We start from the raw sequence: 26,225 nt of genomic DNA, 5'->3' as shown, positions 1-26,225 counted from the left end.
CCGATGTGTCTCTTCGGCGACCAGCTCCGATCAGCGGCGCCGAGCTCAGGAAAGCGTGTCCGCGGCGGTCGGGGAGGAGTCCCGCAGGAAGGTCGAGCAGCGCTCGTACTCCTCCTGCTCACCGATCGCCTGGGCGGCACGGGCGAGCGCGTGCAGGGCCCGCAGGAAGCCGCGGTTGGGCTCGTGCTCCCACGGCACCGGGCCATGGCCCTTCCAACCGTTGCGGCGCAGCGCGTCGAGTCCGCGGTGGTAGCCGGTACGGGCGTACGCGTAGGACTCGACCACCCGGCCGGCCTCGAAAGCCTCGTCGGCGAGCTGGGCCCAGGCCAGGCAGGAGGCCGGGTACTTCGCGGCGACCTCGGTGGGGGCCGAGCCGGAGGCGAGCAGCTCGCGGGGCTCCGGGTCATCGGGCAGGTGGGTCGGGGGCGGTCCCCCGAGCAGGTTCTCGTGAATGGCCATAGATCCAGTCTGCCGGACCGCTCGCCGCGGCCCCATGGGCCCGGGCCATCGATGGAGCCTTGGCCAGGAAAAACCAGCCCGTCCTGGGGGTACCCCCGGACGGAGTCTGGGGGAGATTGAGGACCGGGGCCTGGGGCGGGGCCCCAGTCAAGGCGCGGCATCGCCCGGATCCAGCGGCGGAGCCGCCACCGCGCAGTGCGTCCGGCACTCCACATGGCAGCGCGGCTTCTCCTCCGCCGCCTCCGGCTCCAGCACATCGGACCGGACGGTCCACCAGGCGATCAGCGCGCCGAGGGCCAGCACCACGGCGCAGATCACCATGGAGATCCGGAAGGCGTCGGTGAAGCGGTCCGCCGACCGGTAGTCGTCCGGGTCCAGGCCCGCCAGCAGCGGCAGCGCGGCCACCGCGACCAGTCCGGCGGCCCGGGCCGCGGCGTTGTTGATCCCGCTGGCCAGGCCCGCGCGGGCGACCTCCACCGAGGCCAGCACGGTGGCGGTGAGCGGGGCGACCAGCACCACCATGCCCAGGCCCAGCACCAGCAGCGCGGGCAGCACGTCCCGCCAGTACACCGCGCCTTGGTCGATCCGCATCATCAGCAGCATGCCGGCCGCACAGAGCAGCGGGCCGACGGTGAGCGGGATGCGCGGGCCGATGCGGCGGCCCACCTCGCCGGAGCGGGCGGAGAGCAGCAGCATGATCACGGTGGTGGGCAGCAGCGCGGTCCCGGCGGCCAGCGCGGAGTAGCCGACCGAGATCTGCAGCTGGAGCACGGAGAGGAAGAAGAAGCCGCCGAAGGCCGCGTAGACGCACACGGTCACCGCGTTGACCGCGGTGAACTGGTGGGAGGCGAAGATGGACAGCGGCAGCATCGGGTCCGGCCGGCGCCGTTCCCAGCGCACGAAGGCCACTCCCAGCAGCACCCCACCCACCGCGGACGCGAGCACCAGGGGCGAGGCGCCCCGCCCCGGCGCCTCGATCAGCGCGTACGTCACAGCGCCGAGAGACAGCGCGCCCAGCGCGGCGCCGGTCACGTCGAACCGCCCGTGCGCCCGCGGGTCCCGGGACTCCGGGACGTGCCGCAGCGCGACCGGGACGCAGAGCGCGGCCAGCGGCACATTGAGCAAGAAGACCCAGCGCCAGCCCGGCCCGTCGACGAGCCAGCCGCCGAGGAACGGGCCGATGGCCGCCCCGACGCCGCCGAACCCGGACCAGGCGCCGACCGCCCGCGCCCGGTCGTCCGGGTGGAAGGTCGACTGGATCAGCGCCAGCGAGCCGGGGGTGAGCAGCGCCCCGCCGACGCCCTGGAGGGCGCGGGCGGCGATCAGCACCCCGGCGTTCGGGGCCAGCCCGCACAGCAGGGAGGCGATGGCGAACCACACCACGCCGACGACGAAGACCCGCCGCCGGCCGAAGCGGTCCCCCAGCGCGCCGCCCAGCAGGATCAGCCCGGCCAGGGTGAGCATGTAGGCGTTCACCGTCCACTGGAGGACGGCGAGATCGGCGTCGAGGTCGGCACCGATGCGCGGCAGCGCGACATTGACGACGGTGGAGTCGAGCAGCGCCATGCTGGAGCCGAGCACCGTGGTCAGCAGCACCCAGCGGCCCACGGGCTCGGTGATCCGCACGGCCCCGGGCGCCGCCACGGACGCGGACTCGGTCATGTCCCCGATCCTCCCCGCGCACCGGCCACCCGGCCACCGCTGCGGCCCGCTGCCCCCACGACACGGGCCCGGCACCCCCGTCAAGCGGAGGTGCCGGGCCCGTCGGAAACCCGGATCAGGCGCTTGCGCGCCCTAGGCGGCTACCTGGTCCTGGTGCGCGTTACCTGGTCGTAGTGCGCGTTACTTGAGCTTGGTGCCGGTCGAGCGCAGGTCGGCGCAGGCCTTGGTGACGCGCTCGGCCATGCTCTTCTCGGCCAGCTTGCCCCAGCTGCGCGGGTCGTAGGCCTTCTTGTCGCCGACCTCGCCGTCGACCTTCAGCACGCCGTCGTAGTTGGCGAACATGTGGGCCGCGACGGGGCGGGTGAAGGCGTACTGGGTGTCGGTGTCGAGGTTCATCTTCACCACGCCGTTCTCCAGCGCGGTGCGGATCTCCTCCTCGGTGGAGCCGGAGCCGCCGTGGAAGACGAAGTCGAAGGGGTCGGTCTTGCCGTGCTTGGCGCCGACGCCGTCCTGGAGGTCACGCAGCAGCTCCGGGCGGAGCACGACGTTGCCCGGCTTGTAGACGCCGTGGACGTTGCCGAAGGAGGCGGCCAGCAGGTAGCGGCCCTTCTCGCCCAGGCCCAGGGCCTCGGCGGTGCGCTCGGCGTCCGAGACGGTGGTGTAGAGCTCGTCGTTGATCTCGTGCGAGACGCCGTCCTCCTCGCCACCGGTCGGGGTGATCTCGACCTCGAGGATGATCTTCGCCTTGACGGCCTCGGCGAGCAGTTCCTGGGCGATGGCCAGGTTCTCGTCGAGCTTCTCGGCGGAGCCGTCCCACATGTGGGACTGGAAGAGCGGGTTCTGGCCGGCGGCGACGCGCTCCTGGGAGATCGCGAGCAGCGGACGGACGTACCCGTCGAGCTTGTCCTTGGGGCAGTGGTCGGTGTGCAGCGCGATGTTCACCGGGTACTTCTTGGCGACAACGTGCGCGAACTCGGCGAGGGCGACCGCGCCCGACACCATGTCCTTGCTGTACTGGCCGCCCAGGAACTCCGCACCACCCGTGGAGATCTGGATGATGCCGTCGCTCTCCGCCTCGGCGAAGCCGCGCAGCGCTGCGTGCAGAGTCTGCGTGGAGGTCACGTTGATGGCCGGGTAGGCGAACTTGCCTGCCTTCGCCCGGTCGAGCATCTCGTTGTAGATCTCGGGGGATGCGATGGGCATGTGTCCGCTCCTTGTGATGTGCGGGGTTTCGTTCTGTGGCCCTGACCTAGGGGGGCGACGTCCTCGTCGCGCTTAGTGTCCCAGACGCGGCCGATTGCACCACACATCGCCTCGGCCACGGTTCCCGGGCCGCCTCCGGCCGCGGAGTGCGGTGCGGAGTGTTTCACGTGAAACACTCCGCGTGCCGGAGAAGGCCCAGGTCAAACGAGGTTCAGCAGCGATCAGCTGAGGCCGAGGTCGCCCAGCGAGTAGGCCGTCACGTACGCCAGACCGGCCTCGTCGATGGCCGGGGCGGCACCCCGGTCGACGATGGTGGCCACCGCGACGACCTCGGCGCCCGCCTCGCGCGCCGCCTCGACCGCCGTCAGCGGGGAGCCGCCCGTGGTGGAGGTGTCCTCGACCACCAGCACCCGGCGGCCCTTGATGTCCGGGCCTTCGATCCGGCGCTGCATGCCGTGCGTCTTCTGGGCCTTGCGGACCACGAAGGCGTCCAGCTTGCGGCCGCGCGCCGCGGCGGCGTGCAGCATCGAGGCCGCCACCGGGTCGGCGCCCAGGGTCAGCCCGCCGACCGCGTCGTAGTCGAGGTCCGCGGTGGCGTCCAGCATGACCTGTCCGACCAGCGGGGCGGCCTCCGCGTCCAGGGTGATCCGGCGCAGGTCGATGTAGTAATCGGCCTCGCGTCCGGAGGAGAGGGTCACCTTGCCGTGGACCACGGCCTTGTTCTTGATCTGCTGAAGCAGGAGGTCACGCACATCGCTCATGCCGACGAGCCTAGAGGAGGCTGGGCGAGGGTGCGCCAACGCCAGGTGGTGGCGATCTCCAGGGGGTCGATCGGGGTGACCAGGCGCGGCAGCGTGTTCAGCCCGTTCGGCGGGCCGGACTGCGGCTCCACGCAGACCGCCTCCGGCTGCTCGTCGTAGATCACCACCCACTCGCTGCGGCTGGTGACCTTCAGCTCCAGCTCGTCCGGCCAGGTGAGCGTCACATCGACGCCGTCCGGCATGCCGAAGCAGTCGTCCCACGGGCCGGGGAGCGGGGCGATCCGGCGGCCGGTGGGCAGGTGGTCCTCCCCGCGCTCCTCCTGCCACTCGGCGGTGAAGTCGATCCGCACGTCCGAGCCGCCGCGGCCCAGGTTCCGCACGAACCAGGGGTGCCAGCCGGCCTGCGCGGGGAAGGAGTCGCCGATGGTCTCCACGCCCATGGTGATGGTCAGGGCGTCCGGGGCCAGCTCGAAGGTCTGGGTGACCCGGCCCGGATACGGCCAGGGGGAGGCGAGATCGTAGGTGAAGGACGCCGAGGCGCGGTCCACGACCGCGGTGCGCCAGGCGGTGTCGCGGCCCGTCCCGTGGATGGCGTGCGGCGGGGCGTTCACCGGCAGTTGGTGGCGCGCGGCGCCGTTACGGAACAGCCCCAGCTCGACCCGGCCGCACCACGGCACCATGGGGAACGAGCCGAACCTCTCGCCCTGCCGCAGGAGTTCCGTTCCGCCGATGCGCAGCGAGCCGATACGGCAGCCGCTCTCCGGCAGCACGGTCACCTCCGCGTCGCCGGCGGTCAGCGTCACGCCCTTGAGCCCCGTCGTGTCCGTCGCGTCCGTTGCCTTCGTCGCGTTCGTGGCGTCCGTTGCGTTCGTGGCGTCATGGTCATGGGTGGTCACGCCTCGACCCTATGCGCCGACGGGCACCGGAGGCAGCAGGCGACGACCGGACGCGCACGCGGCCCGATGAGCGGACGCGCACGGGACCGACGGCCGGGCGCGTGCGGGACCGACGGCCGGGCGCGTGCGGGACCGACGGCCGGGCGAGAAGGCGGCTACCGGGGCCGGCGGCGCTCAGCGGCGGCGGCGCAGCGCGCGGCCGAGCACGACCGCGGACGCCAGCAGGAACGCGGCGGCGGGCGCCGCCCAGCGCAGGGTGGCAGCCGCGGGCGCCGCGTCCGGTGCGGGCACCGGGGCGTACCGGCCGCGCGGCGGCGCGTGGTCGACCTCCTCGGTGCTGCGGCCGATCATCGTGCGGCGGGCGTGCGCGGCTTCGGCCGGCGGCTCTTCGCCGAGGTCCAGCGGGTCGGCCCCCTCCAGACCGCCGACCGGGGTGATGCCCTCCGACTCCTCGACGTCGCCGCCCTCATCGACCCCGACGGCGTCATCGATCCCGACGGCGTCATCGATCACGTCGTCGTCGCTGAGCGGGTCCAGGGAGGGCGGGGGGATCTCGGTGTCGAAGACCGAGGGGGTGGGCCGGCCCCGGCCGCTCTCCGGCAGAGGCGGCGAGCTGTCCGCGTCCTCCTCCGCCGCCCCGGCCCCTGCCTCGGCCTCCGCCGGCTGCTCGGGCTGCGCGGGCTGCGCGGGCTGCGCGGCCTCCGTCGGCTGCCGCTCGGGCTTCGCCGGCTGTGCGGGCTGCTCCTGCGCGACCAGGCCCTCGGCCAGGCTGTCGGCGAACCGGTCGAGCAGCCGCCGGGCGACCGGCTCCGTGGCCTCGGCGCCGAACTCCGCCAGGCGCCCCTCGCTGCTCACCGTCCCGGAGCAGCTCAGCCGTGTGCCGCCGTCGGCCGCGCTCAGCCGCACGGTGAGCGCGAGCTTCACCGAGCCGTCGCCGCGCGCCTCGGTCCCCTCCGCCTCGGCCTCGAAGGCGCCGTCGCGTTCGATGACCTTCAGGGTGCCGCGGTAGGTGATCGTGTGCCCGCCGACGCGGATCCGCAGCCGCCCGGCGATCGGGCCGGCGCCCTGTTCAGCAGCCTGGTCAGCGGTCTGCCCGGTGTCCTGCTGGAGGCCGGGAACGCTGCGGGCGACGCGGGCCGGATCGGCGAGGGCGCGCCGGACGGTGTCGACGGGGAACGCAACGAACACCTCATGCTCCATGTCGACCGAGCCTACCCACCAGGCCCTGGGTCAGTGCTCCTCCTGCCGCAAGTTTCGCGCGCCGCCGCCCGGCCACTCGCGCCGCCTCGCCCCCGGTCCCCGCCCCCTGGCCGCCCGGCCGTTCGAACCGGCCAGGCGGCTACGGCCCGTAGCGCGGCCGCGTCAAGGTCGACACCGGCGCCCCGGGCGACCACCGCCGCTCCGCGTCGCGGACCGCGCGCGCAAGCCCGTCCCGGGTCAGCGACCGCAGCGGCGGCGGATGCGGGGCCAGCCGGACGCGCGGCCCGGAGCGGGCGGCCAGCACGAACCCCCAGTCACCCCAGCCGCCCCGGCCGCCCTGATCCTCGGACGGCCTCGCGCCCGCCCCGGCGCCACCCGCCCCCGCGGCGCCCGGCCCCGCACCGTCCCCGTCGGCGTCACCGTGCCCGCCGGCGCCGGCATCCCCGCACGGCCGGACCCGGATCGCGTAGGGCGCCGTCCGCAAACCCACCGAGCGCACCGTCGCCTCCACCGTCCAGAAGACCCTGGGGCGCGCGCACAGGGTGCCGGCGTGCAGCGCCAGCCGGGCGTCCGGCGCCATCACCCGCCGCACCAGGCCGTAGAACTCCTGGGCGTAGAGCTTGGTGCCGGAGCCTGCGGCCGGGTCGGGCAGGTCGGCGACCACCACGTCGAACGGGGCCTGCTGCCGGCCGCCGCCGCGCAGCCAGTCGAAAGCGTCCCCGGTGATCACCCGGACCCGGGGGTCGTCCAGCGAGCGGGCGTTGAGGGCGGACAGTCCCGGATCGGTGCGCGCCAGCCGCACCACTCCCGGGTCGGCCTCCACCACGGTCACCGACGCCACGCCCGGGTAGCGCAGCACCTCGCGGGCGACCAGGCCGTCGCCGCCGCCCAGGACCAGCACCCGCCGGTGGGCGCCGGCCATCGCCGGGTGGACCAGCGCCTCGTGGTAGCGGGCGCCGTCCTCCTCGCTGACGCGCAGCCGGCCGTCGAGGTAGAGCCGCAGCGGCGCGCCGCCGCGGCCGCCGCCGGTGAGCACCACCTCCTGCATCCGGGTGCGGACCGCGACCCGCACCTGGGGTCCGTAGACGGCCCGCCGGGCGGCCTGCTCGAAGGGGTCGGTGAGCGCGATGCCGGTGGTCAGCAGAGCGAGCACGGTGAGGTTGACCGCGGCCAGTCGCCACCGGATCCGGCGGGTCAGATCGCGGCGGAAGAGCCACAGCACCAGCGCGCCGCCGGCGAGCGTGTTGACCGCGCCGGTCAGCAGCGCGCCGGTCAACTGGCCGAACGCGGGCAGCAGCAGGAAGGGGAAGGCCAGCCCGCCCACCAGGGCGCCCACATAGTCGGCCGCGAAGAGATCGGCGACCGCGCCACCCGCGTCCTGCCGTCGCACCCGCTGGATCAGCGTCATCAGCAGCGGCACCTCGGCGCCGATCAGCACCCCGATGGCGAGCGAGAAGCCGACCAGTGCGCCGCGGGACTGGCCGCACCAGGCGAAGCAGGCGTAGAGCGCCATCGCCGAGCCACCGCCGACCAACGCGAGCACCGCCTCGACGACGGCGAAGGCGACCGCGGCGTGGCAGCGCAGCCGCTTGGCGAGCAGTGACCCGGCGCCCATGGCGAAGACCATGACGGAGAGGACCACGGAGGTCTGGGTGACCGGATCCCCCGTCAGGTACGCGGCGAGCGCGACGAGTTCGAGTTCGTAGACCAACCCGCAGGCCGCGCAGACGAAGGCGGTGACGAGCACCAGGGAGCGGCCGAGCCCGGTCGGCACAGGGAGCAGAACCGGGCGCTCCGGCTCCGGAGGGCGGGCCATCGAGCGCTCGGAAGGGCGGGACGTCGAGCGCTCCGGCTCCGGAGGGCGGGCCATCGAGCGGGCCGTATCCGGGACGGCGGGTACCGGAGAATCGATCACGCACGGAACGCTACGTCACGCTTCCTCCACTCTTTGTCACTCACACGAGTGCAATCCGCGGTGCCCGACACACCCGTCCGGATACTTGCTAGATGGTCGCCGGAGCGTGCAGGCCCACCCGGGTGCGGGTGGCGACCAGCCGCCCCTCCTGCGGGTAGGCGTGCCAGGTCCGCCAGCCCACCTGCCCGTCGTGCCGCTGCGCGAGCATCGCGGTGAAGGCGTGCGGGCTGCCCGGGAAGGTTCCGGCGAGGCCGTGCGGGTGGTCGGCGACGAGGGCCAGCAACTCCTGGGCGCGGCCGGCGAAGGAGCCACGGGAAAGCTCCTCGACGCGCGCCGCGAACTCGTACTCCCGGTCGCCGACGAGGGTGGAGACGCCCAGCGGCAGCGGAGTGCTGCTGCCGGGCATACAGGCGACGGTCTCCGAACAGACACCGTCGACACCGCCCAGGATGACTTGGTGAGAAGCCCCGAGCAGTCTCAACTGTACTGTCGCGCGGTCGAATTGGAGGTCGAGCACGGCGAGCGCGGGCAGCGGCTCCCGCCCGAGGCACCAGGCGAGGTCGGTTGCGCGGGTATCGATGTAGGCCGTCTTCAGGGTCGTGAGCATGAATCGGCTCCGCAAGCACGCGTAGAGAGAGGTGGGCCGGACCGCTCTCTGGACTCGGCCAGAGGCGTCGGGGGTACGCCGGCTCGTGCCTACGTGGGGTCCGTAGGGTCCGTGAATACGGAATCATGAAATGCGCGGCGGCACATCGTTTTTACCCATGTTCGCCGGGTTTCCATCCCCTCGGGCGCACCCACGATCAATTGTTCAACAAGAGGGCGCCCGGTGCGCGTTGGCACACCGGGCACCGGGGTGAGGGAGGCCGGAATCAGCTGCCGCCGCCGCAGCCGCCGCCACCGCCGCCACCTCCGCAGGAGGAAGAACCCCCTCCGCAGGAGGACGAGCTTCCGCAGGAGGAGGAGCTGCCACACGACGAGCTGCCGCCACAGGAGCTGCCGCCACTCGAACCCCCGCCGGACCACCAGCTGTTCCGCCCCCGGCGGCGCCGGTTGTGCTGCTGCCCCGATCCGCTCACCACGCCCAGCACCGACAGCACGGCCATGAGCGCCACAACGACCCAGAAGAACTCCATGGGCTCCTCACCTTCCTCGTATGTCCCCCGAAGCGAGGTCCCGCTCCGTACCTGCCGGTCTCATGCCCTGGCCGAATCCGGACCAAAGCAGAGTTGAGGAAGTCCAGAGGTTGGACGGAGGATGTCCGGCATGGCCGCCAACGAACGCCCGTTGCTCAACCGCCGCCTCGCCGCCTTCGGGACGACGATCTTCGCCGAGATGTCGGCGCTCGCCGTCCGCACCGGGGCGATCAACCTCGGTCAGGGATTCCCCGACACCGACGGGCCCGAGGAGATCCGGGAGGCCGCCGTCCGCGCGCTGCGCGAGGGCCGCGGCAACCAGTACCCGCCCGGCCCGGGCATCCCCGAGCTGCGCACCGCCATCGCCGACCACCAGCGGCGCTGGTACGGGCTGAGTCATGACCCGGACAGCGAGGTGCTGGTCACCGCGGGCGCCACCGAGGCCATCGCGGCATCGCTGCTGGCGCTGCTGGAGCCGGGTGACGAGGTCATCGCCCTGGAGCCGTACTACGACTCGTACGCCGCCTGCATCGCGATGGCCGGCGCCACCCGCGTCCCGGTGACCCTCCGCCCCGACCTGGCCGGCGGCACCTACCACCTGGACGTCGACGAGCTGCGCGCGGCGGTCACCGACCGGACCCGCCTGATCCTGCTCAACACCCCGCACAACCCCACCGGCACCGTCCTCACCCGCGAGGAGCTGGCCGCCGTCGCCGAACTCGCCTGTGAGCGGGATCTGCTCGTCGTCACCGACGAGGTCTACGAGCACCTGGTCTTCGGCACCGAGCACCTGCCGCTCGCCACCTTCCCCGGCATGCGCGAGCGCACCGTCACCATCAGCTCGGCGGGCAAGACCTTCTCCTTCACCGGCTGGAAGGTCGGCTGGGTGACGGCGGCTCCGCCGCTGATCGCGGCGGTGCGCTCCGCGAAGCAGTTCCTGACGTACGTCTCCTCCGGCCCCTTCCAGTACGCGGTCGCCGAGGCGCTGCGACTGCCCGACTCCTACTTCCACGCGCTCCGCGACGAGCTGAGCGCCAAGCGGGACCTGCTGGCGGACGGGCTGCGGGACGCCGGCTTCGGCGTCTTCCGCCCGGCCGGCACGTACTTCATCACCACCGACATCCGGCCGCTCGGCGAGACCGACGGCTTCGCCTTCTGCCGCGCCCTCCCCGAGCGCTGCGGCGTGGTCGCCATCCCGAACGCGGTCTTCTACGACCACCAGGACCAGGGCGCGCCCTTCGTCCGCTTCGCCTTCTGCAAGCGCGAGTCCCTGCTCTCCGAAGCCGCCTCCCGCCTCAAGGCGCTGCGCGCCTGAGCCGGCGGCCGTCATGTGGAAGCCCCCGCCCGAGGTCCGGACGGGGGCTGTGTTCTCACCGCGACAACGCTCAGAAGGTCTACAAGTCGCCCTTCGGATGCCACCATATGAAGGTGAGGACACAGTCGTTGTAGTCGTTGTCGGTGGAGTCCTCCGAGAAGAGGACGCAGTACGAGGCGTAGTCGAGTTGGGCGCTCTGTCCGTGCAGAGCGTGTTCCTTCCAAGAGCTTGAACTGGATGACCTCCACCACGTCTGTACCTTGGCTTTGCGGTTGTCGCTGCTCGCGGGTATCCACAGGGTGCCGCAGGTGTCGAGCCCCGCGCCGTACATGGGATTGTTCTTCTCCCCCTGCCCGCGCACCTCGTAGGTCTGAATCAGCTGACCGTTGCGCTCGTTGTATATTTCGACTTTGGCTTTCTGCTCATAAGCGGCATTGGTTACCGCCCGGAGTTGCACATCCCTCTTGCCTATCCGGAAATTCCGCGTACCCATGGTCGGCCTTCCTTCCCCCCGTTGAACTAGTCCGCTGCGGCATTCTGCTACTTCGGCGCCGGGCTGCCGAGGGTGTCGGCATGGAGAGTGAACGGCGCGAACTTGGACGGTTCGCCCTCCTGGTAGAACTCGGGGTTGAGGTAGACCTCGACGCAGACCTTTTTCTTGCTGACGTCGTAGGCATCGCGCACATAGGCCATGTTGGGCTTCAGCCCCTGGATCGTCGGGACAACGACGTAGTCCCTGCTCGCGTACTCCTTGTCCAGTTCGAGATGGACTTCGTAGAACGGCCACTCGGTGGGTCCGTTGGTGCCATCACCGACATCTTTCCAGCCCGAGACGTCTTTTCTGATGCGCTGGGTCAGGGCGAGCCCGGACCCCGGATCGCCTTTCTCTCCCTTTTCTCCGCGCTCCCCTTGGACACCTTGCTTGCCCTGTTGCCCCTCGGGGCCCTGCTTGCCTTCGACGCCCTGCGGTCCTTGTTTGCCCTCAGGACCCTGCGGCCCCTGCTTGCCCTCGGGCCCTTGCGCGCCTTGCCTGCCCTCGGGGCCCTGCACGCCCTGCTTCCCTTCGGGCCCTTGTACTCCCTGCTTCCCTTCCGGGCCTTGGGGGCCCTGTTTCCCCTCCGGACCTTGGGGGCCTTGCTTGCCTTCCGGCCCCTGCGGGCCACGCTCGCCCTTCTGAGGCGGATGTGCGGCGAGATAGCGGCGTATCTCCCTGCGGATTTTGAAGATCAGCTCGTCGTCCGAGTGGGGAGAGGGAAGGGTGATGCTCGTGTCGTAGGTGTACTGATTCCCCTGCTCGTTCCAGCAGTCCACGTGGACGGCGAACACCCCGGAATTCCCGCCGAACTCCACTCGCCCGCTCCAGAAACCATCCGTACGCGTCAGCGGGTATGGATTCTTGGCGAACGCCGCACACCTGATTTCTGCCTTCGTATACCCGTGAGCGATTCCCGTCGTGCTGACGATGGACTCTATCCATGGCCGAGGAGCGGGATCCCAGTTCAGCGTGATGGTACTTTCCGCAGCTACCTGCGTGGCCATGATCTCTCCTTCCAGCCCTTATTCTTCATTTGCAAACACCGTAGGCATATGCTCCGGCATATGTCGTACGCACAAGCCAAGGAGTACTCCATTCGAGTGACCCGCAAAATGCGCCTGCCAGGCGAAGTCAGAGGGTCCGGGGTCGGGCTAGCCCCACCCCGGACCGGGGTGCTGGCGTGATCGTCCTCCGGCGCCGTGCGCCGGGATCCTGGGCGTACGGCGGATGACGCGACTCCGCCGTGGACGTGAGGGCTTGGCCGGCAGGCCGGGCCCCAGGCCCGACGCCGGACGGACCCGACTGGAGTGGCTCCATGACCGCACCCTCCCCCGCCACCGCACCCGCCTCCCTGGCCGCCGACCGTCGGGGCCGGCAGCTGCGGCTCACTCTGCTGACGGCGGTGGCGGCCACCCTGGCCGTGGGCGGTACCGCTGCCGCCGCCCCGTCGGCCGCCCCCTCGCCCACGCCGTCGACCGCGCCCTCGGCCGCGACCGGCCTCCCGCCCCGGCAGGACAGCCACGCCGGGGCCCACGCCTCGCTGACGCTGCCCGCGCCCGGCGGCTCGCACCCGGTCGGCACCACCTCCCTGCACCTCGTCGACGGTTCGCGGCCCGACCCGTGGGTCTCGTCGCGGCCCCACCGGGAGCTGATGGTGAGCATCCGGTACCCCGCCCGCGACGCCGGGCGGTATCCGTTCGCCCCGCAGATGCTGCCGGGCGAGGCCGCCGGCTTCGACGCGCTCAACAACCTGTCAGGCGTGCCGAAGGGGAAGGTCGACTGGGCGGCCACCCGCACCCACGCCCACCGGTCCGCGCCGGTGGACCGGCGCGGCGGGCGGCTGCCGGTGCTGCTCTACTCCCCCGGTGTACTCGACCCCCGCGGCCTGGACAGCACCCTCGTCGACGATCTGGCCTCCCGGGGCTATGCGGTGGTGACCATCGACCACACCTATGAGGCCTCCGCGGTGGAGTTCCCCGGCGGCAGGGTGGAGCGCAGCCGGCTGATGGAGGAGTACGCCAAGGCCGACCGGGAGGGCCGGGTCCCCGAGCTGCTGAAGAAGGTCACGGCGGTGCGGGTGGCCGACACCCGCTTCGTCCTCGACCAGCTGGACCGCCTCGCCGCCGGGCACAACCCCGACGCCGGTCACGGTCCGCTGCCCAAGGGGCTGCGCGGGGCGCTGGACACCCGGCGGACCGGGATGTTCGGCCAGTCCGGCGGCGGCTTCACCGCGGCCCAGACCATGCATGACGACCGGCGGATCAAGGCCGCGGTGAACATGGACGGCTATATGGGGTACACCCAGGAGGGCGACGACCCCTCGAACCCGTCCACGGTCGGCCGCGACGGGGTGGACCGTCCGCTGCTGCTGATGGGCCACGAGGGCAACGACCACCACTCGGTCGCGTCCTGGGGAGCGGTGTGGGAGCACAGCTCGGGCTGGCACCGGGACCTGACCCTCACCGGTTCGAAGCACGCGACGTTCAGTGACGCCGAGGTGCTGCTGCCGCAGATAGCCCGGCAGCTCGATCTGCCGGAGCGGACCGTCACCGACACCATCGGCACCATCGACCCGGACCGTGCGGTCGTCGCCCAGCGGGCGTATGTCGCGGCGTTCTTCGACCGCTGGCTGCTCGACCGCGACTCCCGGCTGCTGGACGGGCCGTCCGACCGCTTCCCCGAGGTCCGCTTCGTGCCCTGACGGGCCTGACGGGCCTCGTGGGCGTGACGGGCCTGACGACACCCTCGTGACGGGGGCGTCGCCTTACGCGGTGTGGGCGCGCGGCGCCAGCGGGGGCGGGGGCCGGTCCCGCCGGGCGGGTGGATCGTGCCGCTGACGGGCTACTCCGCCTCGCGGCGGCCGCCGAGGTCACGGATGGTCGATGTGCCGGGCCCCCGCCGCATTCCCGGGGGCCCGGCACCCGCCCGTCCCGGAGGTGCCCGTGACCGCCACCGACACCGCCGTCCCGGTACAGCCCCCGGGGCCGTCTCCGACCCGGCCGGGCCGGCCGCCACTCGCCCAGGTCCGGGACTCGCTGCGTCGGGCCGCGCCCGCGCTGGCGGCGTACGCCGCGATCCGGCTCGCCGGGATGGTGTGCGTGGTGGTCTGGGCCTGGCGGATCGGCAAGCATCCGCTCACGCTGCTGGGCTACTCCTGGGACTGCATCTGGTACGTCGGCATCGCCCGGCGCGGCTACGGCACCTCCTTCCCCTCGCCGGACTGGCCCGACCTCACCTTCAGTGACCTGGCGTTCTTCCCGCTGCTGCCGGGCCTGGTGCGCGCCGTGGCCACCGTCACCCCGCTGAGTACCGTCTCCGCCGGGCTGCTGGTCGCCTGGGTGTCGGCAGGGGTGGCGGCCTGGGGCATCCACGCCGTGGCGAAACGGCTGTACGGGAAGCGGGTGGCGCTGTGGGCGGTGGTCCTGTGGGGGCTGCTGCCGCACGCGATCGTGCAGTCGATGACGTACACCGAGCCGCTGCTGACCGCGCTCGCCGCCTGGTCGCTGTACGGGGTGCTGACCGACCGCTGGCTGTGGGCCGGCTCGCTGGCCCTGCTCGCCGGGGTCTGCCGCCCCAGCGGCATCGCGGTCGCCGCGGCGGTGTGGGCTTGCGTGGCCGCCGCCGCGCTGGGCCACCGTCCGGCGGCGGCCCGCCCCGCACCCACCGCCACGCCGACCGGCCCACCGCACGCGCACCCCGCCGCGACACCCCGTACGCACTGGCGGATGTGGCTGGCGGCCGTCCTCGCGCCGCTGGGCTGGCTGGGGTTCCTGGCCTGGGTGGGGGCCCGGCGCGGGGAGCCACTCGGCTATTTCGGGGTCCAGCGGGACTGGGGTTCGCGCTTCGACCTCGGCCGCGACACCCTCCGCTCGATACGCCACCTGCTCATCGGCCGGGAGATCCTCGCGCAGTACATGGTGCTCGCGGTGCTGGGCATGGCCGCCATCCTGCTGGCCCTGCTGGTGCTGGACCGGCCGCCGCTGGCGCTGCTCGTCTACACCCTGGTGCTGGTGGTCCTCGCACTCGGCGGCGCGGGCTACTTCGCCTCCAAGCCGCGCTTTCTGCTGCCGGCCTTCCCGCTGCTCTTCCCGGCGGCCGTCGCGATGGCGAGAGCCCGGCCGCGCACCGTCCGGGTGACGGTCGGCGCGCTGGCCGGGCTCTCCTGCCTCTACGGCACATACCTCCTGGCCGTGGCACCCGAGCCGATGTGAAGGCTGCGGCTGCCAAGGAGCGGTAGTGCCGGGCTCAGTCCTCGTCGGTGTCCGGCTTCTCGTCTTCGTCGGACTCCAGGTCGGCCTCCAGGCCGAGCTGTTCGACCAGCCACTTGTCGAACTCGATGGAGGCGCGCACCCAGCTCACCGTGCTGGACACGAAGTGCTCAAGGCTGACGCCGGTGCCGATCAGCATCTGCGCCTCACCGATCAGACGGACGGTGCCGTCGTCGTTGGTGTGGCTGTAGACCTTGGGCCACAGGGTGCGGCGGTTCCAGTCGTCGACGACCTCCAGCAGCTGGAGCTTCTGGTCGATCTCGTGCGGCCGGTCGTAGAACGTACGGACCGAGAAGACCTGCTGGTCCTGCTCGCCACGGAACATGAAGTACGTACGGAACTGCTCCCACGGCGCGGCGAGGTCACCCTCGTCGTCGACGACGTACTTCAGCTCCATCTGCTCGAGCAGCTGCTTGACCAGGTCCTGGTCCGGAATGACTGGGCCCGCGGGGCCGGTCGGCTCCGGTTCGGGCTGGCCCCCGAAGTTCGGGATCGAGGACGGATCGATGGTCACCGTGGATTTCCCTTCGTACGGATGTGGCCATCCTCCCCCACACCCGCCCCGGCCCCGCAACCCCTGACGCCGGGGATCCGCTACCGGCTGACATGATCCGGCCGTACGGACGACGGCCGGATCACCGAGCGGCAGGCATCGCGGCGGGCATCGCCGCAGGCCGGGACGGATCAGGACGCCGCGCCCACCAGGAGCCCGTCACCCGCCCGGTCCACCCGGACCGTGTCGCCGTCCCTGACCTCGCCCGCCAGGATCTCCTTGGCCAGCCGGTCACCGATCGCGGTCTGCACCAGGCGGCGCAGCGGCCGGGCCCCGTAGGCCGGGTCCATCCCCTCGTCCGCCAGCCACTCCAGCGCGGCCGGGGTGACCTCCAGGGTCAGCCGCCGCTCGGCCAGCCGCCTGGCGAGCCGGTCGATCTGAAGCTCGGCGATCCGGGCCAGCTGCTCCTTCTCCAGTGCCGAGAAGACCACCAGGTCATCGAGCCGGTTGAGGAACTCCGGCTTGAAGGAGACCCGGACGACCTCCAGGACCTGCTGCTTCTTCTCCTCCTCGGATGTCGTCGGCTCGACCAGGTACTGGCTGCCCAGGTTGGAGGTGAGGATCAGGATGGTGTTGCGGAAGTCGACCGTCCGGCCCTGGCCATCGGTCAGCCGTCCGTCGTCCAGCACCTGGAGCAGGATGTCGAAGACCTCCGGGTGGGCCTTCTCCACCTCATCCAGGAGCACCACGCTGTACGGGCGGCGGCGCACCGCCTCGGTCAGCTGGCCGCCCTCCTCGTACCCGACGTAGCCGGGCGGGGCGCCCACCAGACGGGCCACGCTGTGCTTCTCGCCGTACTCGCTCATGTCGATGCGGACCATGGCCCGCTCGTCGTCGAAGAGGAAGTCGGCCAGCGCCTTGGCCAGCTCGGTCTTGCCGACGCCGGTCGGGCCGAGGAAGAGGAAGGAGCCGGTGGGGCGGTCCGGGTCGGCGATGCCGGCCCGGGTGCGGCGCACCGCGTCCGAGACCGCCCGCACCGCCTCGGTCTGCCCGATCAGCCGCTTGCCCAGCTCCTCCTCCATGCGCAGCAGCTTCTGGGTCTCGCCCTCCAGCAGCCGGCCGGCCGGGATCCCGGTCCAGGAGGCGACGACGTCGGCCACGTCGTCCGGGCCGACCTCCTCCTTGACCATGGTCTCCTTCTTCGACTCCTTGACCTCCGCCTCGGCCTCGGTCGCGGCCTCCAGCTCCCGCTCCACGGCCGGGATCTCGCCGTACAGCAGCTTGGAGGCGGTGTCGAAGTCGCCGTCCCGCTGGGCGCGCTCGGCCTGGCCGCGCAGGTCGTCGAGGGTCTCCTTCAGCTCACCGACGCGGTTGAGGCCCTGCTTCTCCTTCTCCCAGCGGGCGGTCAGGCCGCGCAGCTCCTCCTCCTTGTCGGCGAGGTCGCGGCGGAGCTTCTCCAGCCGCTGCTTGCTGGCCTCGTCGGCCTCGTTGGCCAGCGCCAGCTCCTCCATCCGCAGCCGGTCCACGGCGCGCTGCAGCTCGTCGATCTCCACCGGCGAGGAGTCGATCTCCATGCGCAGCCGGGAGGCCGCCTCGTCGACCAGGTCGATGGCCTTGTCCGGCAGGAAGCGGGAGGTGATGTACCGGTCGGAGAGGGTCGCGGCGGCCACCAGCGCGGCGTCCGCGATCTGCACCTTGTGGTGCGCCTCGTAACGGCCCTTGAGACCGCGCAGGATCGCGACGGTGTCCTCCACGGTCGGCTCGGCGACCAGCACCTGCTGGAAGCGGCGCTCCAGCGCGGCGTCCTTCTCGATGCGCTCGCGGTACTCGTCCAGGGTGGTCGCGCCGACCATGCGCAGCTCGCCGCGGGCCAGCATGGGCTTGAGCATGTTCCCCGCGTCCATGGCGGAGTCCCCGCCGGCCCCGGCGCCCACCACGGTGTGCAGCTCGTCGATGAAGGTGATGATCTGGCCGTCGCTGGCCTTGATCTCGGCGAGGACGGTCTTCAGCCGCTCCTCGAACTCGCCGCGGTACTTCGCGCCCGCCACCATCGCGCCCAGGTCCAGCGCCACCAGCCGCTTGTCCCGCAGCGACTCGGGCACGTCGCCCTTGACGATGCGCTGCGCCAGCCCTTCGACGACGGCGGTCTTGCCGACGCCCGGCTCGCCGATCAGCACCGGGTTGTTCTTGGTGCGGCGGGAGAGCACCTGCACCACCCGCCGGATCTCGTGGTCCCGGCCGATGACCGGGTCGAGCTTGCCGTCCCGGGCGGCCCGGGTGAAGTCGGTACCGAACTTCTCCAGCGCCTTGTAGGTGCCCTCCGGGTCGGCGTTGGTCACCCGCTGCGACCCGCGCCGCCGCTCGAAGGCGTCCGCCAGCTTCTTCGCCGAGGCGCCCTGCTGGTCGAGCACGGCTCCGGCCTGCCCACCCTTGGCGGCGATGGAGATCAGCAGGTGCTCGGTGGAGACGAAGTCGTCGCCCAGCTTCCGGGCGCGCTGCGAGGCGTCGGCGAGCACCGCCAGCAGCTCGCGGTTGGCCCGCGGCGGCGCCACCGTCGACCCCTGGACGCTGGGCAGCGCGGCCAGCACCCGCTCGACCCCGCCGCGCACCGCGGCGGCGTCCGCCTCGACGGCGGCCAGCAGGTCCATCAGGTTCTCGTTGTCCTGGCCCTGGATCAGGGCCAGCAGCAGATGGGCGGGGGTGAGGTCCGCGTGCCCCGCGGACACCGCCCGCTCATTGGCGGCGCTCAGCGCCTCCTGGCTCTTGTTGGTCAGCTCGGCGTCCACGACTGGCTGCTCCTCCTCGCACGATCGGCTACGGGTACGCGACGGGTTGGCGCCGGGCAGGCGTCCACAACAATCTTGCCCTATCCGACAACCAATAAGTTGAGTCTATTCCACTCAAGGCATGCGGGGATAGATTCTCGGCATGGCGATCGACCCTCGCAACCCCGACCCGGCGTACCTCGACTTCTGGCGGGAGCGGCACGTCTGCACGCTCACCACCCACCGCGCCGACGGCACCCCGCACGTCGTCCCGGTGGGCGTCACCTACGACCCCGAGGCCGGGCTCGCCCGCGTGATCACCAACAGGAACAGCCGGAAGGTCGCCCACATCCGGGCCGCCGGCCCCTCCGGCGCGCCGGTCGCCCTCTGCCAGCTGGCCGACAAGCGCTGGGCCACGCTCGAGGGCCGGGCCGTCGTCCGCACCGAGGCGACCCTGATCGAGGACGCGGTCCGCCGCTACGCCGAGCGCTACGGCCGCACACCCTCCCCCAACCCCGACCGCGTCCTGATCGAGATCACCCTGACCCGGGCCCTGGGCCGCGTCACCGCCCCCAGGCCCAGAGCCTCAACAGTCTGAAGGAGCCCGCTCAGGTCTCCTCGTCCAGCACCTCCAGGTTCACGAACCGCGGCTCGCCCTCGCACAGCGCCCGGAACCTCTCGGCCATCTCCCGCGTCTCCGGCAGGTCGTTGTTGACCATCGCCTTCTCGTACGACGGGAACTCGACGATGTCCATGTAGTGCTTCGGCTTCTCCCGATCCCGCGTGTGGAACTCACGCGTCACCGTCCGCCGGCCCTCGGTGGCCATCATCCATTCGTCCATGAGCCGGGACATCTCGTCTTCCTTCGATGTCTCGTACTCGATGACCTGCATGAACTTCATGCTCAGACCACCTCGTCGCTACTTGGCGCCCTCGGCCTTGGCGATCTCCGCCGCCAGCCCGCTGGCCATGTCGTAGGCCACGCACGTCTGGTCGCCGATCACCCAGGCGTCGTGTCCCGGCGAGATCACGCAGACGTCACCGGCCGAGACCTCGGACTCACTGCCGTCGTCCATTCGGACCCGCATCCGGCCCTGGACCATGAAAATGTGGTGGCTGGCCTGGCAGGTCTTGGTGCCCACGATCGGACCCACACTCTCCGACCAGCGCCAGCCCGGCTCAAAGGTGGCCACGGAGAAATCCAGCCCGCTCAGGTGCATGGTCTCCAGGTGACCCCGCGGGAAATCGAGCTTCTCGTCAGGCTTCCGCGTCGTCTTGACCTCCAGCATGGCGACACCTCCGTACGTCAGATGTGCCTTATGGCGTCCTGCATGCCGTACTTCCATGGTGCGCCCGAACCGGCCCGACGCGCCTACCGTGCCCCGCCCCAGAACCGGGCCAGCGCGGCCTGCTTGTACGGCGCCGGGCTCACACACAGGTCGCCCGCGAACGGCCGGTCCAACACGATGACCAGCAGCAGGCTGAACCCGATCAGCGCCGCCACCGACCCGACGAACAGCAGCTGCATCGTCCGGCTCCGGATGCCGTACAGGAAGGTCAGCGGGACGATCACCAGCGCGCCGCCGAAGACCAGCGCCTGGAGCAGCGGCGGCAGCTGCTTCCCCGCCATCTCCAGCCGCTGCCGGCGCTGCCCGGCCACATCACCCAGGCTGTCGATGGCGTGCTCATAGAACGTCCGCTCCATCTCGGTGGACGGCTCATAGCCGCGCAGCGCCTCATAGAGGGCCCGCACCTGCGGCGAGGTGACGCTGTGCCGTGCGTGACCGTCCCGCATGAGCGGCCACTGCTTCTCCACCACGCCGTGCAGATAGCCGTCGACGGCCGCGTACACCCGCGCCCGCGGCTCCGGCGGAAAGGCCTCCGCGTCGCGGACGACCAGCGAGACGTGGGTGGCCTCGGCGGCGACCGTCGTCTCGGTCTCCTCCAGCTGCTCCCACAGCGTGACGATCACGAAGGCGAGGATGATGCCGTAGATCGCGCCGAACATGCCGAGCACCACGCCCACCATGTCGTTGTGCCTGCCGTCGGCGAGCTGCGGACGCCAGCGGCGCACCAGCAGCGCCCCCGCCACGGCGAGGCTCACCACCCCGCCCACGACCAGCAGCGTCAGCACCGCCGTACTGAGGTGGTTGAGCAGCCACAGTGCCACGCCGTCTCCCGCCGCGAGCGAACCCTACGCCGGTAGGCATTCCGTGCCCGTCGCGCCCGGCACACCCCCGGCTAGGCCAGCCGGTCGAACCGCCCGGCCTTCACGGCCCGCAGGAAGGCGCCGAGCGGGCGCGGGGTGGTGGTGACGATGTTGGCGGGCTCGTCGCTCTCCCGGAGCCGTACGACGAGGTCGGCTGCGCCGAGCTCCACGCAGTTGTTGTTCGGCCCATCACCCGAGAACGAGCTCTTCCGCCAGTACAACGTCGTCACCGCCGTCCTCACAGCTCTCGAGTGATGTTGTTGATGAGGTCGCGCGACTCGTCCTCGGACAACGCCACGCCCAGCCAGGCCCTGAAGGCTTCCCGATGCCTCAGCAGCTCTTCTTCCGCATCCACGAAGACACTGCCGTGAACGATATCGAAGTGAGCGGTGTCGAGCTGCCGCACGGAAGCTTCCGCGTAGAGCATCGAGAACCCGCCCGAGAATCCTTCACGAGCGAAGGGAATCACCCGCATGCTCACAGTGGACCGATCGGATTCCTGCAAGAGCAGCTCCAACTGCCTGCGAGCAACCCCGCGATCACCCACCATGATGCGAAGTGCCGCTTCGTGGATGACCACGCTGACCTCAGGAGAGTCGTCGCGGTCCAGCACGTGACGTCGCTTCTGGCGGAACTCCGTGAGTACCTCGACGAGTTCGCGGGACACCTGATACGGGGCGTTAGCGAAGAGCGCACAGCTGTGTTCCGCTGTCTGAAAAAGACCCGGAATGTGCATCACCTCGTAAAGCCTGAGGGCACGAGCGTGGTGCTCAAGCTCCGCAAGGTCGAGTAGCGGGTCACCAACCGTGCCCCGGTACTGCTCCCACCAACCGCGCTGGCGTCGCCCCGTCATCGCTGCAAGCGCATCAACCAACGCCGTATCCGTCACGCCGTAGTGCGCCGCCAGCGCCCCCACGCGTTCCGCACTCACCGCTTGGCGACCCGCCTCAACGTTGGACAGGTCGCTCTGCCTCATGCCGGCCGTCTGAGCCGCCTCGCCTGTAGTGATGCCCGCACCCTCGCGCAGCTTCCTCAGCTCGGCGCCCAACCTCTCTTGCCGGAGGGTGGGTTTGCTTCTCCGCGGCATGAACGTCTCTTCCTCTCAGCACTTGCAGCGCCACTGTGCCACGCCTCGCCACGATCGGGCGAAGAATCAGGAACCGGGTTGTAGGACCAACAAGTTGGTCCTACGTTGGGTGTTGCGCCGCTCACACAGCGAAGCGTCACGGCTCAAGCGTGCCCACAGGAGGCCCGTATGCCCAACCCAGCCCAGGACATCGCCCCCTTCGAGTACTCCCTCCACATCCCCAACGATCCGCGTGCCGTCAGCGTCGCCAGAGCCTCCCTCCGTACCGCGCTCGTCGTGCACGATCTTCCGGAACTCATCGAGCGGGCCGAGCTGTTGGCCAGCGAGCTGCTGACCAACGCGATCGTGCACTCCGGCGGCGAAGCCGATATGCGGATCAGCTGGACCGACGAGGGGAAGCTGCGGCTCATGGTCTGGGACAACAGCCCGGCGCCGCTGGTCTTCAAGGACCCTGATCACCCGGACGAGGACGGCGAGAGCGGGCGCGGGCTGCTGATGGTGACCGCGCTCGCCGACACCTGGAGCACCTTCCCGCTCAAGGGAGAGCTGTGGGGAACGGCGGCCAAGATCGTCTGGTGCGAGATCGGCCGGAAGGCCCGACGCCCATGGGCATGAACGGACCAGCCCCAGGCGCGGTTCACTCGCCTGCGATGCGGTCCACAAGCGCCCACATACCGGTGGAGGGATTGCTGAGGTGCTCCTGGCCCGCCTCGGCCAGGGCACGGGCGCGTCTGCCGGCGTCTCGCCACCCGCCCTCGTAATCCCGGAAGTCCAGGCGCGCCTTGTCGTAGCCCGGCACATGCCGTTTCAGGTGCGGCACCAGCTCCTTGTAGCCGGCCGCATGGGTGGTGTGCGTGCGGAAGTGGAGGATGAGCCAGAGCTCGAAGCAGGGATTCGACACCGCGAGATGGATGCCCGCCCTGCGCGCCGCCCGCACCGCCTCGGCCACGTCGTACTCGTCCACGTCGAACACGCACCAGACCTGGTCGAAGTCCTCGCGGCTGCGGTCCCGTTCCCCCGCCGCGTAGGCGACAAGCTGCGTCGGCGAGCATGACTTCGTCTTCACCCGCACGGTGACGGCGGGATTGCTGAGGTGGCTGACCAGCCCCCGTAAGTAGTCCGGCTCCGTCACCTCGCCGTCGCAGACGATCAGCAGACGCTCCCGGCCCCGTCGCGTCCCCGGCCGCCGCGAGACGTCAGACTCGAAGGCGGGGCGCCGTCCGCCGCTACTCTTCGGCGTCCTCGCCATCCTTCGTCGCCCTCCCCCTGGCAGCCACCGCCGCCACGAAACGTTCATCGCTCAGGAACGGCACCGCGCCGTAACTGCCCCCGAGATACCGGCGCTCCCGGTTCTCCTCCTGACGCGGTTTGAAATCCGAGAGCGGGAAGAGCGTCGTCTCGCCGTACTCGTCCTTCTCCACGAACCACACCTGGTCCCGCTTGAGGATGTCCTCGCCGCCGCTGCGACCCAGCAGGCTCGCGTCATGCGTGGTGAGCAGCAGCTGGGCGCCGTGTGGGTTGCTTGCCGGGTCCTGGAAGAGCTTGATCAGGTGAGTGGTGAGCCGGGGATGCAGGCTGGAGTCGACCTCGTCCACGACGAGGAGGCCGCCCTCGTCCAGCGCGCCGAGCACGGGACCGGCGTAGTCCAGAAGAGCGCGCGTGCCCGCCGACTGGTCGTTGATGTCCAAGCGCACCGTGCCCTCGCGGCCTCGTTGGTCGACCCAGACACGTGCCGGCCGCCCGAGCGTGAGATGAACCCACTCAGTCACGACGTCAGGTGTGTAGTGTCGCCCGGCTCCAAGCGGAGGCTGTTCCACCTCCTCCACTCCGACATCCTCGATACCGAGGTCCGCGGCTCGAAGCAGGGAGACCACTCGCCGCGCCTTCTCCCGGTCCTCCAGAACCTCTATCTCCGAGAGATGACCGCCGAGGAAGTCACGCTGCCCTCCCGCCCGGAACCGCAGCCCCTGCGTGAACCACGCATAAAGCGGCTGCACCGCTTCCTGCCGGGACCGCGCCGCCACCGACACGAACAGGCTGTTGGGCTCGGTGATGTTCTTCACCAGCTCCAGCTCGCGCTTGGGCAGCGCGTCGCCGAAGGTGAAGTCGTCCCCGCTGCGCTGGAAGACCGTCCGCTTCCGGCCCCGTGGATAGCTGTACAGCCACTCGTCGAGGACCCGCTCGTCGTCCACGCAGAAGCCATACGTGTGGCGGACGCCGCCCAGCAGCAGATCGACGACGTACCAGGAGGGATCCTGGGCGGCCTCCGGGTCGAGGGCGAACGGGGTTCGGCTCACGCCGCCGCCCGGCTCCGCGTCGCGGTGGGAGGACGCCACCATCCGCGCCATGAACTTCAGCGCGCCGACCACGTTCGACTTGCCCGCCGCGTTCGCCCCGAAGAGCGCCGCCACCGGCACCGCCTCCCACTCGGTCCCCTCCGGGCGGTCCGCCTCGTACACCGGGGCCAGCAGCAGTTGCTGCTCCTCCCGGATCGACCGGTGATTGGCCACGCGGAAGCTCAGAAGCATCCCCGTTCACCTCCTTCGAGCGGCCAGGATGCCTTTCGTACGGGAAAATCGCACGAATCGCGCTCTGCGTCCACCGTACGGGCTGGCGGCACACAGCAACAGGCCCGCCACCCTGATGGGTGACGGGCCTGTCGCCAGTCAGTGAAGGGAACGGCCGCGCGGCTACTCCGGGCGCTTGGGGCGCCAGACGACCAGTGCGCTGGTCTGCTGCACCTGGTCGTAGGGGACCAGGTCGCGGCGGTAGGAGGCGTGGACCTGGGCCTCGCGCTGCCGCATCGCCGCCGCCGCGCCCTCGACCGCCGCCGTGAGCTCCGCGACGCGCTGCTGGAGGGCCGCGACCTGGTTCTCCAGCTCGATGATCCGCTTGATCCCGGCGAGGTTGATGCCCTCGTCCTGCGACAGCTGCTGCACCTGGCGGAGCAGCTCGATGTCGCGGGCGGAGTAGCGGCGGCCCCGGCCGGCGGTGCGGTCCGGGGAGACCAGGCCCAGCCGGTCGTACTGCCGCAGGGTCTGCGGGTGCAGGCCGGAGAGCTGCGCCGCCACCGAGATGACGTACACCGGCGAATCATCGGTCAGTTCATACGGATTGCGACGACGGCCGTCCATTGCCTCATGCTCCCTTCGCGGCCTGGAAGAGCTCCTCCCGCGGGTCGTCGCCCGCGGTCGCCTCGCGATAGGACTCCAGCGCCTCACGTGCCTTGTCGCTGAGGCCCTTGGGGACGGCGACCTCCACGGTGACCAGCAGATCGCCGTGGGTTCCGTCCTTGCGCAGCGCGCCCTTGCCGCGGGCGCGCATGGTCCGGCCGTTGGGCGTGCCCGCGGGCACCTTGAGGGTGACCGGGGGGCCGCCCAGGGTCGGCACCTTCACCTCGCCGCCGAGCACCGCCTCCACGAAGGAGATCGGCACCGTGACGGTGAGGTTGTCGCCCTTGCGGCCGAAGACCGGGTGGGCGTCGACATGGACGACGACGTAGAGGTCGCCTGCCGGGCCGCCGGTCTCGCCGGGCGCGCCCTTGCCGCGCAGCCGGATCCGCTGGCCGTCGCTGACGCCCGCCGGGATCCGGACCTGCATGGTGCGCGCGGAGCGGGCACGCCCGCTGCCCTTGCACACCTCGCAGGGGTTCTCCGCGATCAGGCCGCGGCCGCGGCAGTCCGCGCACGGGTCGGTGAGCGAGAAGCCACCGCCCGCGCCCCGGCTGACCTGGCCGGTGCCGACGCAGGTCGGGCACACCCGGGGGGTGCCCGACTTGTCGCCGGTGCCGGCGCACGCCTTGCACGGGGCCTGGCTGGACATCCGCAAGGGGACCGTGGCCCCCTCGACGGCCTCGATGAAGCTGAGCGTCACCTCGGACTCGATGTCCTGGCCGCGGCGCGGCTGGGCCCGCGTGGCGCCCCGGTTGAACAGGCCGCCGAAGACGTCGCCGAGGCCGCCGCCGAAACCGCCGCCGGCCCCGCCCCCGCCCTGGGCGCCCCCGAAGAGGTCGCCCAGGTCGAAGTTGAAGCTGCCGGTGCCGCCCGGCCCCGGGCGGAAGCCGCCGTTGCCGAAGAGCGCGCGGGCCTCGTCGTACTCCTTGCGCCGCTTGGGATCGGCCAGGATGTCATTGGCCTCGGAGATCTCCTTGAAGCGCTCCTCGGCCGAGGCGTCGGACTTGTTGGCGTCCGGGTGGTACTCGCGGGCGAGCTTCCGGTACGCCTTCTTGATCTCCGCCTCGGTGGCATCCTTCGGGACGCCGAGGACCTTGTAGAGATCCTTCTCCAGCACATCCCTGCTCAGGCTCATCCTCGACGTCCCT

At 71.2% G+C, this 26,225-nt stretch carries 26 protein-coding genes; 5 read left to right on the top strand and 21 right to left on the bottom strand.

Translation table 11 applies throughout. The features are described from left to right. Positions 1 to 45: 45 nt before the first annotated feature. The 8 genes from AC4BDD_RS15525 to AC4BDD_RS15490 all read right to left on the bottom strand — a co-directional run bounded on the left by AC4BDD_RS15525 (position 46) and on the right by AC4BDD_RS15490 (position 8,703). The gene (locus AC4BDD_RS15525; RefSeq protein WP_490691599.1) at positions 46 to 459 is read right to left on the bottom strand and encodes a DUF3151 domain-containing protein; all 414 of its coding nucleotides are present in this window, start codon (positions 457 to 459) and stop codon (positions 46 to 48) included. 147 nt (positions 460 to 606) lie between these two features. After that, on the bottom strand, positions 607 to 2,121 hold the full coding sequence (locus AC4BDD_RS15520; RefSeq protein ID WP_490691598.1) for a DHA2 family efflux MFS transporter permease subunit: 1,515 nt from the start codon (positions 2,119 to 2,121) through the stop codon (positions 607 to 609). 180 nt (positions 2,122 to 2,301) lie between these two features. Continuing rightward, a complete protein-coding gene (gene fbaA / locus AC4BDD_RS15515) occupies positions 2,302 to 3,324 on the bottom strand; it encodes a class II fructose-bisphosphate aldolase (protein ID WP_490691597.1) in 1,023 nt (340 codons plus the stop codon). Positions 3,325 to 3,545: 221 nt separating this feature from the next. Next, positions 3,546 to 4,085 carry an orotate phosphoribosyltransferase gene (gene pyrE, locus AC4BDD_RS15510; protein ID WP_490691596.1) on the bottom strand — a complete coding sequence of 180 codons (540 nt, stop codon included), beginning with the start codon at positions 4,083 to 4,085 and terminating at the stop codon, positions 3,546 to 3,548. Continuing rightward, positions 4,082 to 4,888: an aldose epimerase family protein gene (locus tag AC4BDD_RS15505; RefSeq protein WP_490691788.1), complete on the bottom strand. Its 807-nt coding sequence runs from the start codon at positions 4,886 to 4,888 to the stop codon at positions 4,082 to 4,084. The genes pyrE and AC4BDD_RS15505 overlap by 4 nt, the downstream gene beginning before the upstream one ends. Before the next feature lie 267 nt (positions 4,889 to 5,155). Next, positions 5,156 to 6,181: an SRPBCC family protein gene (locus AC4BDD_RS15500; protein WP_490691595.1), complete on the bottom strand. Its 1,026-nt coding sequence runs from the start codon at positions 6,179 to 6,181 to the stop codon at positions 5,156 to 5,158. Between the two features lie 139 nt (positions 6,182 to 6,320). Next, positions 6,321 to 8,051 (bottom strand): polyamine aminopropyltransferase, encoded by a 1,731-nt coding sequence (locus AC4BDD_RS15495; protein ID WP_490691787.1) that lies wholly within the window; start codon positions 8,049 to 8,051, stop codon positions 6,321 to 6,323. A gap of 133 nt (positions 8,052 to 8,184) precedes the next feature. Continuing rightward, a complete protein-coding gene (locus tag AC4BDD_RS15490) occupies positions 8,185 to 8,703 on the bottom strand; it encodes a DUF2617 family protein (protein WP_490691594.1) in 519 nt (172 codons plus the stop codon). Between the two features lie 659 nt (positions 8,704 to 9,362). Between AC4BDD_RS15490 and AC4BDD_RS15485 the strand changes: the two genes are divergently transcribed. Further along, on the top strand, positions 9,363 to 10,547 hold the full coding sequence (locus AC4BDD_RS15485; RefSeq protein WP_490691593.1) for a pyridoxal phosphate-dependent aminotransferase: 1,185 nt from the start codon (positions 9,363 to 9,365) through the stop codon (positions 10,545 to 10,547). A gap of 79 nt (positions 10,548 to 10,626) precedes the next feature. Here AC4BDD_RS15485 and AC4BDD_RS15480 read toward each other — a convergent pair whose 3' ends face one another. After that, on the bottom strand, positions 10,627 to 11,040 hold the full coding sequence (locus AC4BDD_RS15480) for a fucose-binding lectin II (protein ID WP_490691592.1): 414 nt from the start codon (positions 11,038 to 11,040) through the stop codon (positions 10,627 to 10,629). Positions 11,041 to 11,087: 47 nt separating this feature from the next. Beyond that, positions 11,088 to 12,086, bottom strand: coding sequence for a hypothetical protein (locus AC4BDD_RS15475; RefSeq protein ID WP_490691591.1), 999 nt, complete (start codon positions 12,084 to 12,086; stop codon positions 11,088 to 11,090). A gap of 311 nt (positions 12,087 to 12,397) precedes the next feature. On the opposite strand from AC4BDD_RS15475, the gene AC4BDD_RS15470 reads away from it, so the two are divergent. Then, positions 12,398 to 13,783 (top strand): alpha/beta hydrolase family protein, encoded by a 1,386-nt coding sequence (locus AC4BDD_RS15470; RefSeq protein ID WP_490691590.1) that lies wholly within the window; start codon positions 12,398 to 12,400, stop codon positions 13,781 to 13,783. A gap of 235 nt (positions 13,784 to 14,018) precedes the next feature. Then, on the top strand, positions 14,019 to 15,293 hold the full coding sequence (locus tag AC4BDD_RS15465; protein ID WP_490691589.1) for an ArnT family glycosyltransferase: 1,275 nt from the start codon (positions 14,019 to 14,021) through the stop codon (positions 15,291 to 15,293). 34 nt (positions 15,294 to 15,327) lie between these two features. On the opposite strand, the gene AC4BDD_RS15460 is transcribed toward AC4BDD_RS15465, so the two are convergent. Next, the gene (locus AC4BDD_RS15460; RefSeq protein WP_490691588.1) at positions 15,328 to 15,864 is read right to left on the bottom strand and encodes a type III secretion system chaperone family protein; all 537 of its coding nucleotides are present in this window, start codon (positions 15,862 to 15,864) and stop codon (positions 15,328 to 15,330) included. A gap of 170 nt (positions 15,865 to 16,034) precedes the next feature. Then, complete coding sequence (gene clpB / locus AC4BDD_RS15455) at positions 16,035 to 18,629, bottom strand: ATP-dependent chaperone ClpB (protein WP_490691587.1); 2,595 nt, start codon at positions 18,627 to 18,629, stop codon at positions 16,035 to 16,037. A gap of 142 nt (positions 18,630 to 18,771) precedes the next feature. Between clpB and AC4BDD_RS15450 the strand changes: the two genes are divergently transcribed. Then, the gene (locus tag AC4BDD_RS15450; RefSeq protein WP_490691586.1) at positions 18,772 to 19,206 is read left to right on the top strand and encodes a pyridoxamine 5'-phosphate oxidase family protein; all 435 of its coding nucleotides are present in this window, start codon (positions 18,772 to 18,774) and stop codon (positions 19,204 to 19,206) included. A 10-nt stretch (positions 19,207 to 19,216) separates the two neighbouring features. Here AC4BDD_RS15450 and AC4BDD_RS15445 read toward each other — a convergent pair whose 3' ends face one another. The 5 genes from AC4BDD_RS15445 to AC4BDD_RS15425 all read right to left on the bottom strand — a co-directional run bounded on the left by AC4BDD_RS15445 (position 19,217) and on the right by AC4BDD_RS15425 (position 21,865). Continuing rightward, entirely contained in the window at positions 19,217 to 19,510 is a 294-nt protein-coding gene (locus AC4BDD_RS15445; protein ID WP_490691585.1) for a hypothetical protein, read from the bottom strand. A gap of 18 nt (positions 19,511 to 19,528) precedes the next feature. Continuing rightward, the gene (locus tag AC4BDD_RS15440; RefSeq protein WP_490691584.1) at positions 19,529 to 19,897 is read right to left on the bottom strand and encodes a cupin domain-containing protein; all 369 of its coding nucleotides are present in this window, start codon (positions 19,895 to 19,897) and stop codon (positions 19,529 to 19,531) included. A gap of 83 nt (positions 19,898 to 19,980) precedes the next feature. Next, complete coding sequence (locus tag AC4BDD_RS15435; RefSeq protein ID WP_490691583.1) at positions 19,981 to 20,778, bottom strand: bestrophin-like domain; 798 nt, start codon at positions 20,776 to 20,778, stop codon at positions 19,981 to 19,983. Between the two features lie 71 nt (positions 20,779 to 20,849). After that, positions 20,850 to 21,047 (bottom strand): DUF397 domain-containing protein, encoded by a 198-nt coding sequence (locus tag AC4BDD_RS15430; RefSeq protein WP_490691582.1) that lies wholly within the window; start codon positions 21,045 to 21,047, stop codon positions 20,850 to 20,852. A gap of 8 nt (positions 21,048 to 21,055) precedes the next feature. Further along, positions 21,056 to 21,865 carry a helix-turn-helix domain-containing protein gene (locus tag AC4BDD_RS15425; RefSeq protein ID WP_490691581.1) on the bottom strand — a complete coding sequence of 270 codons (810 nt, stop codon included), beginning with the start codon at positions 21,863 to 21,865 and terminating at the stop codon, positions 21,056 to 21,058. Between the two features lie 207 nt (positions 21,866 to 22,072). On the opposite strand from AC4BDD_RS15425, the gene AC4BDD_RS15420 reads away from it, so the two are divergent. After that, positions 22,073 to 22,519, top strand: coding sequence for an ATP-binding protein (locus AC4BDD_RS15420; RefSeq protein ID WP_490691580.1), 447 nt, complete (start codon positions 22,073 to 22,075; stop codon positions 22,517 to 22,519). A gap of 22 nt (positions 22,520 to 22,541) precedes the next feature. Here the strand turns inward: AC4BDD_RS15420 and AC4BDD_RS15415 are convergent, their stop codons facing one another. The 4 genes from AC4BDD_RS15415 to dnaJ form a co-directional block, all read right to left on the bottom strand. Continuing rightward, positions 22,542 to 23,153, bottom strand: a complete 612-nt coding sequence (locus AC4BDD_RS15415; protein ID WP_490691579.1) for an RloB family protein — start codon at positions 23,151 to 23,153, stop codon at positions 22,542 to 22,544. Further along, positions 23,131 to 24,432: an AAA family ATPase gene (locus AC4BDD_RS15410; protein WP_490691578.1), complete on the bottom strand. Its 1,302-nt coding sequence runs from the start codon at positions 24,430 to 24,432 to the stop codon at positions 23,131 to 23,133. Before AC4BDD_RS15410 ends, AC4BDD_RS15415 begins: the two co-directional genes overlap by 23 nt. Positions 24,433 to 24,594: 162 nt before the next feature. After that, on the bottom strand, positions 24,595 to 25,038 hold the full coding sequence (locus AC4BDD_RS15405) for a heat shock protein transcriptional repressor HspR (protein WP_490691577.1): 444 nt from the start codon (positions 25,036 to 25,038) through the stop codon (positions 24,595 to 24,597). 4 nt (positions 25,039 to 25,042) lie between these two features. After that, the gene (gene dnaJ / locus AC4BDD_RS15400) at positions 25,043 to 26,212 is read right to left on the bottom strand and encodes a molecular chaperone DnaJ (RefSeq protein ID WP_490691576.1); all 1,170 of its coding nucleotides are present in this window, start codon (positions 26,210 to 26,212) and stop codon (positions 25,043 to 25,045) included. Positions 26,213 to 26,225 lie beyond the last annotated feature (13 nt).

The organism is Streptomyces sp. JLBT605, assembly GCF_058215555.1.
The sequence above is the reverse complement of the archived record's forward strand: the minus strand, read 5'-3'. Positions and strand labels throughout refer to the sequence as shown.